At 64.7% G+C, this 12,447-nt stretch carries 6 protein-coding genes; all 6 read left to right on the top strand.

The annotated features are described in order from the left end of the window. Window positions 1-146 precede the first annotated feature (146 nt). Window positions 147-1,169, top strand: coding sequence for an SMP-30/gluconolactonase/LRE family protein (locus DSM104443_RS19840; protein WP_171095400.1), 1,023 nt, complete (start codon window positions 147-149; stop codon window positions 1,167-1,169). 2 nt (window positions 1,170-1,171) lie between these two features. Beyond that, window positions 1,172-2,140, top strand: coding sequence for a Bug family tripartite tricarboxylate transporter substrate binding protein (locus tag DSM104443_RS19845; RefSeq protein ID WP_212756811.1), 969 nt, complete (start codon window positions 1,172-1,174; stop codon window positions 2,138-2,140). 8 nt (window positions 2,141-2,148) lie between these two features. After that, window positions 2,149-2,922, top strand: coding sequence for a 2-dehydro-3-deoxyglucarate aldolase (garL, locus tag DSM104443_RS19850; RefSeq protein WP_171095405.1), 774 nt, complete (start codon window positions 2,149-2,151; stop codon window positions 2,920-2,922). A 23-nt stretch (window positions 2,923-2,945) separates the two neighbouring features. Continuing rightward, window positions 2,946-3,911, top strand: a complete 966-nt coding sequence (locus DSM104443_RS19855; protein WP_171095407.1) for a Bug family tripartite tricarboxylate transporter substrate binding protein — start codon at window positions 2,946-2,948, stop codon at window positions 3,909-3,911. Between the two features lie 257 nt (window positions 3,912-4,168). After that, the gene (locus DSM104443_RS19860; protein ID WP_171095409.1) at window positions 4,169-9,712 is read left to right on the top strand and encodes a Calx-beta domain-containing protein; all 5,544 of its coding nucleotides are present in this window, start codon (window positions 4,169-4,171) and stop codon (window positions 9,710-9,712) included. Between the two features lie 31 nt (window positions 9,713-9,743). After that, the gene (locus tag DSM104443_RS19865; protein WP_171095412.1) at window positions 9,744-12,398 is read left to right on the top strand and encodes a Calx-beta domain-containing protein; all 2,655 of its coding nucleotides are present in this window, start codon (window positions 9,744-9,746) and stop codon (window positions 12,396-12,398) included. Window positions 12,399-12,447 lie beyond the last annotated feature (49 nt).

Consider the following 12,447-nt stretch of genomic DNA (forward strand, 5'->3'; position numbering starts at 1 on the left):
AGGCAGGGTCAAGAAAGCGTCGATGAACGATGCATCGCGGCCCTTCTAGAATTGCTTTTGCTTTCCTCCGTGTTCTCCGTGTTCTCCGTGGTTCCATCGCCTTTGACTTCCGCGCAGCGGTAACAACCGCCTGGGAGGGCAAAGACATGGAACCGCAAAGCATCTCGCGCCGCCACTTCGTCTCCGCCGCATCCGCACTCGCAGCAACCGCCGCCGCGCCGGCATTCGCGCAATGGGCGCCGACCACGCGCTATCCCGATCCGTCCGTGATCGTGCTGGACCCGTCGTTCAACAAGTACCGCCTGGCGCTCGCGGGCGTGGAGCGCCTTGCCACCGGCTGCCGCTGGAGCGAAGGGCCGGTGTACTTCGGCGACGGACGCTACCTGCTGTGGAGCGACATCCCGAACAACCGCATCGTGCGCTGGGACGAAGAGACGGGCGTCGTCTCCAACTTCCGCAAGCCCAGCGGATTCGCCAACGGCAACACACGCGACCGCCAGGGCCGGTTGCTCTCGTGCGAGCACGGCCAGCGCCGCATCTCGCGCACCGAGTACGACGGCACCGTCACCACGGTAATCGACAAGTTCGACGGCAAGCCGCTCAATTCGCCGAACGACATCGTCTGCAAGAGCGACGGCTCCATCTGGTTCACCGACCCGCCCTTCGGCATCCTCGGTTTCTACGAGGGCTACAAGGCCGAGCCGCAGCTCCCCACCAACGTCTATCGCGTCGATGGCAAGACCGGCAAGGCCACCGTCGTCACGGGCGAGGTGAACCGCCCCAACGGCCTCGCGTTCTCGCCGGACGAATCGAAGCTCTACGTCGTCGAGGCCGGCGCCAATCCGCGCAGCATGCTGGTCTTCGATGTCGTCGACGGCGGCACGCGCCTCGCCAACAAGCGCGTGTTCTTCAGCCCCGGCGCCGGAAGCATCGACGGCATGCGCGTCGACACCGACGGCAACCTCTGGTGCGGCTGGGGCATGGGCAGCGACGAGCTGGACGGCGTGATGTGCGTGAACCCCGAGGGCAAGATCATCGGGCGCATCAAGCTGCCGGAGCGCTGCGCCAACGTGGCCTTCGGCGGTCCCGCGCGCAATCGCCTGTTCATGGCCGCGTCGCAGTCGGTCTACTCCGTTTACCTCAACACGCAGGGCGTCCTGGGAGGATGACGATGCATCGTCGCGCGTTCACCGGCCTCGGCCTCGCAATCGCCGCCCTCGCGCTGGCCGGCGCGGCGCACGCGCAGTACCCGGCGAAGCCCGTCACGATCATCGTGCCCTTCCCGCCCGGCGGAGGCACGGACACGGGCACGCGCCTCCTCGCGCAGAAGCTCTCCGATCGCTGGGGCCAACCGGTGGTCGTGGAGAACAAGCCGGGGGCTGCCGGCGCGATCGGCGCCGAGCTGGTCTCACGAGCGAAGAACGACGGCTACACGCTGCTGATGGGCAACGTCGGCACGCAGTCGGTGAACCCGTCGCTCTACAAGCTGAACTACAACGCGGACACCTCGTTCGCGCCCGTGACACTCGTGGCCCACCTGCCGCTCGTGATGCTGGTCAATCCCGCCGTGCCCGCGAAGACCGCGAAGGAAATGATCGCCCTCGCGGCCGCGAAGCCGGGTGCCGTCACGTACAGCAGCTCGGGCAGCGGAGGAGCGCCCCACCTCGCCGCGGCCATGTTCGAGGACGAAGCGAAGGTGCAGATGATCCACGTGCCGTACAAGGGCGGCGGGCCTGCCATCGCCGACCTGATCGCCGGCCACGTGCAGCTCTCGTTCGCCACCGTGCTCGAAAGCAGCTCCAACATCCAGGCCGGGAAGCTCCGCGCGCTCGCCGTCACGGGGCTGCAACGTTCCCCCGTGCTGCCCGACGTGCCGACGCTCGCGGAAGGCACCCTCCCGGGCTTCGACGCCGCCTCGTGGATCGGGCTCCTCGCACCCGCGGGCACGCCAAAGGAAACCATCGACAAGATCACGGCCGATGTGCGATATGTGTTGGCCAACGGCGACCTGAAGGAAAAGCTCGTGCAGCAGGGCGCGGTGCCGGAGGCGGAGGGTCCCGTCGCGTTCCAGAAGCTGATCGACCGCGACCGGACCCGCTATGCGAAAGTGATCAAGGACAAGAACATCGCCGCGAACTAACAAAGACAATGACTCCCTACCAAGCCATCCCCAACCAGTTCAAGAAAGACCTCAAGGCCGGCAAGAAGCTCATCGGCTGCTGGTCGTCCCTCGCCAACCCGATCACCGCGGAGGTCCTCGGCCTCGCGGGATTCGACTGGATCCTCCTCGACGGCGAGCATTCGCCGAACGACGTGATCACACTCATCCCGCAGCTGATGGCGCTGAAGGACAGCAGCGCGGCCCCGATGGCCCGCCCGCCGGTCAACGAGCCGGTGATCATCAAGCGGCTGCTGGATGCAGGCTTCGTGAATTTCCTCATCCCGTTCGTGGAGACCGCCGAGCAGGCGCGCGCCGCGGTGGCCGCCACGCGCTATCCGCCCCAGGGCATTCGCGGCGTGTCGGTCTCGCAGCGCCAGAACAAGTACGGCACCGTGCCGGATTTCTTCAAGCTCGCCAACGAGAGCATCGCCGTGATGGTGCAGATCGAGAGCCGCAAGGGCGTCGAGAACATCGATGCCATCGCGGCCGTGGAGGGCGTGGACGGCATCTTCGTCGGCCCGTCGGATCTCGCGGCCGCCTATGGCCAGCTCGGCAACCCCGGGCATGCGGACGTGCAGGCTGCAACAAAGCAGGTCTACGACCGCGCGCGCGCCGCGGGCAAGCCCGTGGGAACGCTGGCGCCCGTGGAAGCCGACGCGCGCCGCTACATGGAATGGGGTGCCTCGTGGGTCGCGGTGGGAAGCGACCTCGGCCTCTTCCGCGGCGCCACGCAGGCGCTGCGCGACAAGTTCAAATCCTAGAAATCACCCGGAGGAGCAAAGCAATGTCCATCATCCGCCGCATCACGCTGGCGCTCGCCGCCCTCGCACTTTCGGGCACGGCCTTCGCGCAGTATCCGAACAAGCCGATCAAGATCATCGTGCCCTACCCGCCGGGCGGCACGTCCGACATCCTCGCGCGAGCCGTGGGGCAGAAAATGTCGGAAGAGTGGAAGCAGCCGGTCGTGGTCGAGAACAAGCCGGGCGCCACCGGCAACATCGGCGCGGACTTCGTCGCGAAGTCGACCGACGCGGGCTACACCCTGCTGCTGGCCGACATCGGCTCGCTCGCCATCAGCCCGAGCGTGTTCCCGACGCTGCCCTTCGACCCGGTGAAGGATTTCGCGCCCGTCATCATGGTGGCGTACTCGCCGCACATCCTCGCCGCGCATCCGTCGGTGCCGGCCAACAACGTGAAGGAGCTGGTGGCGCTCGCCAAGGCGAAGCCGGACTCGCTCAACTTCGCGGTGTCGGGCCTCGGCGGTGCCAACCACCTCGCGGGCATCGACTTCGCGATGCGCTCGGGCATCAAGTGGACCTACATCCCCTACAAGGGCGGCTCGCAGGCGCTCGCGGATCTCATGGGCGGCCAGGCGCAGGTGATGTTCAACGGCATGCTCGCCACGTATCCGATGGTGAAGGACGGAAAGCTGAAGGCCCTCGCGATCTCCTCCGAGAAGCGCTTCTCCGCGGCCCCCGACCTGCCGACCGTCGCCGAATCAGGCTACCCGGGCTTCGAGACGGGCTCGTTCCAGGGCATCGTCGCTCCCGCGAACACGCCGAAGGAAGTCGTGACCGCGCTTCACGCCGCCATCACGAAGATCCTCGCCACCCCGGAGATGAAGGCGCGGCTCGAAGGCGCCGGCGCCGAGGTGCGTCCGATGTCGCCGGAGCAGTTCGGCCAGTTCATCGCCAGCGAGAAGGCGCGCTGGGCCAAGGTGATCAAGGAGTCGGGCGCCAAGTTCGACTGAGCTGCACCGGTGGGCACCGAATTAAGAGCCGCCTTCGGGCGGCTTTTTTGTTCTGGCACATCTACTGTGCTTGAATTCGTTCGCGGACGTGGCAGACACCGGCGCGACGAACACACGATTCGAAGGCTTCGCCCCCGGGTTGACTAAGCGCCGCCGCGACCTGTTCAATCCGGACTTGCGCAGGAAACAAATAATCCAACCGGCCGCGCATCGCCCATAGGCGACGCCGCCACGGTGGGAACCATCAGGGAGCTCCAATGAACCGAATCGCCGGTGTCATCACCACAGGCTTGTTCATGCTGTGCGTGCCATTCGCCGTTAACGCCGTGGCTCCGCAGATGGTCTCTGCTGCGCCTGCAACCAAGGCGCAGCGTGCGAGCTCCAGCCTTCGGTCGGAAGCGCACCCGGTGAAATTCAACGCGACCTCCATGAAGGCGCTGAAGCATCTCGCCGAGTTCGAAGTGACGCTCCCCTCAGGTGCCGCCAATACCTTTGTACTGGACCTGTCCCAGGACCACGGCGGCGGAATCTCTTCGTTTGTCGGTCACCACCGCGACCTCGGCGTCAACTATCGCGCGGTGGTCACATCGGGCCCAGGAGGAACGTTTGCATTCATCTCCACGCCCCAAGGAGAGTTCCGCATCGTTCCCGGTGGCGGGCAGGATTGGCTCGTGGACGTTGCGCAGGAAGAGGCCCTGCAACCCAAGGTGCAGCGCCTGGAAGAAAACGATGCTCGCGTCCCTCCGGCCAAGTCGAAAGGCCAGCGCTCACCGCAGGGAACTCCGGAGCTTGTTGTGCCCATTCCGGGCGTCAACACGGCCAGCATCGCCAAGGCGACTCCAACGCCGATTGCGGTGATCGACCTGATGTTCGTCTATAGCCACTTGCTCGCAGCAAAGCTGGGCCCTGCCGTGCAGGAACGCCTCAATTTCATCGTGACACGGATCAATACCGCCTACGCCGACAGCGAGGTGGCTATTACCCTCCGTCTCGTCGGTTCGCTGCAAGTCACCTACGATGGAACGGATCACAACGCCGCACTAAACGCGATCACACCCGGGTTCTCGTCCTTCCAGTCCGATGTATTCGGTTCCGTAGAGGGCCTTCGTTCGCTCTATGGGGCCGACATGGTCTCGCTGCTCATCGATATCCCGGGCGGCGATTTCGTCGGCAGCGGCGTCGCTTGGCTGGGAGATTCGACTCCCGACCCGGGTCTCCTGTATTCCGTCGTGGCCGGCTGTGTACGCGGCTGTGAAGACATCCATGCCCACGAACTCGGGCACAACATGGGAAACAACCACGATCGCGCGACCGAGCAATACGATCAACGCACTGCTTCCCCCATCGGCACGACCACGTATTCGTTCGGCTATGCGTACTGCGCGGCTGGCGGACTGAGTTGCGATCCGAGCCTTCCGAGAACTCCTCCGTCGGCCGGTTCGTGCACTGGCTACCCGGAATGCCAATTCGATAACGGCAAGAACTTCCGCGACATCATGGCCTACTTCTTCAGTACCGCGTCCGGGTCGCGCCGGCTCATGCGGTTCTCCAATCCCAATCAAAGCAACTGCTTTGCGCCCCTTCCGGGTCCGGGCAACCCGCCGCCGAACGGTCTTCCACAACCCTGTGGCTCGGCAACGGCGAACACCGCCAAGGTCATGAACGATAATCGCGCCGCGTTATCCGGCGTCATGCCGACGGTCATCGGCAGCGTGATCGAGTTCGCGACGACATCCGTCGTCGCATCCCCGAGCGGAAACGCAACACTGACAGTCACTCGGAAGCCACCTGGCACCAGCGCGGTGTCGATCGGCTACACAACCCAGAGCGGAACGGCGACCTCGGTTGCGGACTTCACGCCCGTCAGCGGCACGCTCTCATGGATCGCAGGTGACCTGGCCAGCAAGACCATCACGATTCCAATCGCCGGCAACGGTGTAAACGAAGAGAGCGAGGCGTTCACGGTGGTGCTCTCGAATCCGCTTCCCACCGGAGCCAGCGGGGCCTTTCTGGGACCCCAGTCGACTGCCCGGGTACTGATACCCGGAACGTTCCCGGGCGGCGGCATGGTCCCCGCGGGCTTCGTCACGCCAGGAGCTTCCAACGGAGCCTGGACTGTCGCGAACAACCAGTCCTTCATGCCGGGCGACACGTCGAGCCTGGTGTCGGCACAGCTGCTTGGTCTTTCCCCGCCCACCTACCCCTACGACAACGCCGCCACGTCCGATCTCACCTATACGCGCAAGCTACTGGCGGGAACGATCGGATTTGCCTACCGCATTTCGAGCTACGACAGCTCCTCCAGCGGGATATCCAAGCTGACGTTCTCCATTGACGGAACGACCGTGTTCACCGTTCCGGGCGGGGAAAGCGGCTGGAAGTTCGTCACGATCCCGCTTTCCGCGGGGTTCCACACGCTTCGCTGGCGATTCTCCAACGCCTGGAATGAGCCCTGCAATGCCGTGTCGTTCCCCAACGATCCTGCGCAAGGCGGGGTCAATTGCGAGGACCGCGCGTGGATCGACGCCGTATCCCTCCCGGTGGGCTCCGGCCTCGGCATGGTGGTGACCGAAAAGCAGACCCACGAAGCGGCCGGCTCGGTCGACGTGGTCGTGGCCCGTACGGGTGACGACGACGGCCCGGCCAGCGTGAGTTTCGCGACGAGCAACGGCACGGCGATCGCAGGAACGCACTACACGGCCACGACCGGCACGCTCACATGGACCGCCGGCGACTCGGCCCCACAGATCATCACGATCCCGATATTGGATAACGGCGCATCGAACGCGGCGCGGACGTTCAACGTGTCGCTGAGCGCGCCCACGGGCGCCACGTTGATCGAGCCATCGACGACCGTCGTCACCATCGCAGATGACGAAAACACGGTGCAGTTCAGCGCGGCGTCGAGCGCGTGGATCGAATCCGGGGGCAGCACGGTCATCGCGGTGACGAGGACCGGCAGCGCCACGGGCCCGGCGTCCGTCTCCTGGACTACCGTGGACGGCAGCGCGATCTCGGGCACTGACTTCGGCGTGCCGGGTGTGTTCGCACCGGTGACGGGAACGTTGACCTGGGCGGCGGGCGATGCCTCTACGCAGTCGGTCAACGTGGGCATCCTCAACAATGATACGTATCAACCGGCACGGAGCTTTTCCGTCGTTCTTTCCAATCCCACTGGTGCTGGGGCAACGCTGGGAGGCATCACCACAAACGTCGTCGCCATCGACGACAACGAAACCACTATCACCTTTGGCGCGCCGACCTACTCGGTAACCGAAGGCGGCTCAACTGTGCTGATTCCCGTCAATCGTTTGGGGGGCACACAGAACCAGGTCAGTGCGACATGGACGACGGCGAACGGGACAGCCATGGCTGGCGCCGACTTCGGTACCAGCGGCAATCCCGCGCAACGTTCCGGCGTGCTCACGTGGTTCGTCGGAGACTTGACGCCCAAGACCATCGCGGTCGGAATCTCCCAGACGATTCCGATTCTCGACGACACGGCGTTCGAGGGCGACGAGACTTTCACGATCACGCTATCGAATCCGACGAATTTTGCCCTGTTGGGGCCAGTCACCACCACAACCATCACGCTCGTCGACAATGAAAGTCGGCTCGAATTTTCGCCGAGCGCGCTCACGGTCGGTGAGACAGGTGCGAATGGAACACTTACCGTCACCCGAACCGGCAATCTTGCGGGCGTGGCAGGCGTGACCTACACGACGGTTGCGGGTACTGCCGCGGCTGCGTCGGACTTCACGCAGACCACCGGGACGTTGAACTGGACAGCGGGCGACGGGTCACCCAAGTCGATCTCGGTCGGACCCAACGTGGTCGCGGCACCGTTCGTTCGCGTCCTCAACGACGCTGCGGTCGAGGCGGACGAGACGTTCACCGTCGTCCTCTCGGCCGCGACGGGCACCGCGACGATCGGGCCGAGCTCCACCGCCACCGTCACGATTGTCAGTGAGGACAGCGGCGTCTCCCTTTCCGCGGCGACCTACGCCATCGCGGAAAGCGGCGCCTCCCTCGTCGTTCCCGTGGCACGCAGCGGCTCGGCCACCGGCGCGATCAGTGTGAACTACGCAACGACCAACAGCACTGCGATCTCCGGCACGCACTTCGGAGCCTCCGGCAACAGTGCACCAATCTCGGGGACGCTCTCGTGGCCCGACGGAGACGCCACCGCTCGCAGTATCACGATCCCGATCATCGACAACTCCGCGACGAACGCCGCGCGCACCTTCACGATCGGGCTTTCGGGGGCCGTGGGTACGACAGTGGGCACGCCGGCGTCGGCGACGGTCACCATCAGCGACGACGACAACACGTTGCAGTTTGCCGCTACCACCGCGACGGTAACGGAGGGCACGCCCACGTTGTCGCTGTCGGTCACGCGATCGGGCGGCGCCGGCGCACCGGCAAGCGTCTCCTGGAGCACCGTCAATGGCACGGCCACTGCGGGCACAGACTTCGGCGTCGCCGGCGTCGCCACACCTACTACCGGCATGCTGAGCTGGGTGGCGGGTGACGCCGTTGCGAAGACCGTCACCATACCGATCCTGGACGACGCGATCGTTGAGAATCCGAAAGCGTTCACGGTGACGCTGTCTTCGCCGGTCGGCGCGGGCACGAGCCTGGGTGTAACGCCTTCCGTCGCCGTAACGCTGAACGACAACGACGCAGGAGTGGCCTTCTCGGGACCAAGCTACCTTGTGAACGAGAACGGTGGCACGGTAACGCTCACCGTCAATCGCGTCGGACCGGTGACTGCGGGAGCCGTCCTCAACTGGGCGACTACGAATAGCACGGCGACTTCCGGTACCGACTTCGGGATCGCCGGAAATGCAGCCCCTCGATCGGGCGGCATCTTCTGGAGCGCCGGCGACGGTACGGCCAAGACCGTGTCGATCGCCATTCTGAACAATGCGACCGCGCAGGGCTCGCGCGCCTTTACCGTCACGCTGACGCCGACGGCGCCGACAGTCCTCGGCTCGCCCGGAACCGCGACCGTCACGATTTTCGACGACGAGAGCGCGGCACCTTCCACGCTCCAGCTCGCGCAGGCGAAGTACCTGGTGCGCGAAGGTCCGGGTGCTTCGGTGGTGCTCGCAGTAACGCGCAACGGTGATCCCGCGTTGCCGGTAACTGTGAGCTACACAACGGCGGCCGCGACGGCGCTGGCGACGACGGACTTCACGACTACCAACGGCACGCTGGCCTGGGCCGCAGGCGATTCGACTCCCAAGACGATCGTCGTGCCGATCACAAATGACGCCGTGGCCGAGTCGCCGGAGCACTTCACGGTCACGCTCTCCGCCCCGTCCCCGGGTTCGGGACTCGGCGCGAATGCGTCGGCCGCCGTGCTGATCGAAGACGACGACGAGGTGTTTCCGCCAGCCGGGCTCATTCCCCTAGGCTGGGTGACCCCGTCCGGCGCGACGACCGGCTGGCACGTCTCGAACGACACCGGACCCTTCGAAGGCGTCTACGCGCTGCGCGCGGACAAGATCTACGAAAACGAGAGCGCAGGCATCGAGGTGAGCGGCACTTATCAAGCCGGCACGGTGGCCTTCCGCTACAGGGTGCAGAGCGAGCTCGACCTCGATTTCCTCCGCTTCTTTGTCGACGGCGTGGAGGTGGCGAAGTTCAGCGGCACGGCGGTCTCGGGCTGGACGGCCTTCAGCCACGCCGTTCCAGCGGGCACGCACACGTTCCGATGGGTCTACACGAAGGACGGAAGTATCTCTGCAGGCGGCGATACGGCGTGGATCGACGCCGTCACGTTGCCGGTGCAGTGAGGGCCACATGCTCAACCAGGGAGTCCGCACCATGAGATCCTTCACTAGACTGCTAGCGGCGCTGTTCATCGTTGCCGGAGCGCTCTCGTCGCACGCTCAGGCGCCATCGATCAGTTTCGCTCCCGCCCTTTACCAATACGTCGAGGGGACCGCGGCGATCGCCGTCACGGTGAACCGTGTCGGGTCGACCGCGGGTGCGATTAGCGTCACTTGGACGACAGCCAACTTGAATGCGATTGCGGGGCAGGATTTCGGTATGGTTGGCAACCCCGCACAGATGACCGGAACGCTGTCCTGGGCAGCGGGCGATGGCGCTCCAAAGACGATCTCGGTGGGGACGCCATTCTCGAACATCCCAGTGATCGACGACAGCGCATTCGAGGAACTGGAGGGCTTCACCATCGTGCTCTCCAATCCCACAGGGGGCGCCACACTCGATACAGCAGAAATGCTGGTTCACATTCGCGACAATGAGAGCTCCCTCTTTTTCAGCACACCCACCGTGACGGTAACTGAAGGGGGCCCGCAGGTAAGTCTCCTCGTGGGTAGGCTCGCACGGAGCGGTTCGGTTGTTCCCGCTGCCTCCGTTACGTGGACAACCGCAAATGGCACCGCAATCGCGGGACAGGACTTCGGCGCTTCAGGATCGAGCGTTCAGCGTACAGGGACACTTACCTGGGCAGCGGGGGAGGTCGCAATGAAAACCATCGACCTGGGACCGGGGCCGGGAGGCGCTGCGTACGTCACGATCCTCAACGACTCGCTGGTCGAGGGACCAGAGACCTTCACCGTCACTCTGTCTGCACCCTCGGCCGGAACACAGCTGACTGCCGGACCATTCAGCACGGCCATAGTCACCATCAACAGCGACGACAGTGGAATCGCGATGGCTGCCGCCACCGCGTCGGTCTTGGAATCTGTGGGGGTGGTACCTATCACCGTTGTTCGCTGCGGACCCGGTACCGGTGTGTTCGCGGTCAACTATGCGACCGCGAACGGCACAGCTATCGCGGGCACGCACTACGTCCCGTACGCCGCAACGCTCGTTTGGGAGGACGGCGACACGGCCCCGAAGGTAGTCAACATACCGATCATCGATTTGCCGGGTGCGAACCCTTCGCGCACGTTCTCGGTCGCCCTCTCGACGCCAGCTGGCGGGCCCCTTGGATCACCGAGCTCGACGACCGTTACGATCCTCGACGACGACAATACGCTGCAGTTCAGCGCCCCAACTGCGACTGTGACGGAGGGCGCCACGTCGGTCACGCTTACGGTGACGCGCTCGGGTGCTCTCGCGAACGCGGCGTTTGTCTCCTGGTCGACGGCCGACGGGACAGCGGTGGCGGGCACAGACTTCGGTGTGCCCGGCAATAGCGCACCGTTTACCGGCATGTTCAACTGGGACGCGGGAGATGCGTCGCCAAAATCGTTCGCGATCGCGATCATCGATGATGCCTTGTCGGAGGGGACAAAGACCTTTACCGTAAATCTCCTGAACGCTTGGGGAGCGGGCGCCACGATTGGCGCCACCCCGACGGCGACTGTCACGCTAGCCGACAACGATGCGGGATTCGTGTTCGCGGTGGCCGAATATCTGGTGAACGAGAACGGCGCGTCGGTCGCCGTCGCAGTGAGCAGGATCGGCTCTGCGGTATCGCCGGCCAACGTGACGTGGACAACCCACAACGTCAGCGCCATCTCCGGAACCGACTTCGGAGTCGCCGGCAACGTCGCAGCACGTACCGGCGTCCTTTCCTGGGGCTTAAACGACGCCGCACCGAAGGTCATCTCGATCCCCATCCTCAACAACGCGATCGTCCAAGGCTCGCGGACCTTCTTCATCGCCCTTTCGGCACCCTCGGCGGGCATGACGGTGGGGACGCCGTCGATGGCGTTCGTGACCATCGCGGACGACGAAGCGCCGCCCGCCGCCGTTCAGTTCTCCGCCACCAAGTACGTCGTGAATGAAGCGGCCGGGACGGCGACGCTCACTGTGAATCGCCTTGGACCCGATTTCGCGATTCCCGTCTCGGTCGGCTATACGATGACCGCCGGTTCCGCGATCGCGACCAATGACTTCACGCTGTCGGCAGGGACGCTTTCCTGGCTACCTGGCGACGAAACGCCAAAGGCGATCGTCATTCCGATCACCAACGACGCGGCAACCGAGTCACCGGAGCAGTTCAAGGTAACCCTCTCGTCGCCTAGCCCCGGGGTCGCCATCGTTGCGCCTTTCGTCGCGACGGTGGCGGTCGAAGACGATGACGAGGTGTTCCCCCTGGACGGATTGATTCCCGTGGGTTGGGTGATTCCCGCTGGCGCGACGACCGGCTGGCACGTGTCGAACGACTCTGGAGCCTTCGAAGGCGTCTACCAGATGCGGACCGATACCGTGTACGACGGCGAATCCGCAGGAATAGAAGTTACGGGCACATACCAGGCCGGGACCGCGAGTTTCCGCTACAAGGTGTCGAGCGAGCTCAACTTTGACTACCTGCGCTTCTTCGTCGACGGGGTCGAGCAGGCGAAGTTCAGCGGGACCACTGTGACGGGATGGACGTTGTTCAGCGTCCCGGTTCCTGCAGGTCTCCACACGTTCCGCTGGCTCTACGCGAAGGACGTCAATGGAAGCATCGGTTCCGATGCCGCTTGGATCGACGCGGTAACCTTGCCCGCGCTTCAGTAGGCAAGTACAGCAAGACAACGCTGAGTCGGAGAAAAGTACCGACCCTGGA

This window comes from Usitatibacter rugosus, from assembly GCF_013003965.1.
In the GTDB taxonomy this organism is placed as follows: Bacteria; Pseudomonadota; Gammaproteobacteria; order Burkholderiales; family Usitatibacteraceae; genus Usitatibacter; species Usitatibacter rugosus.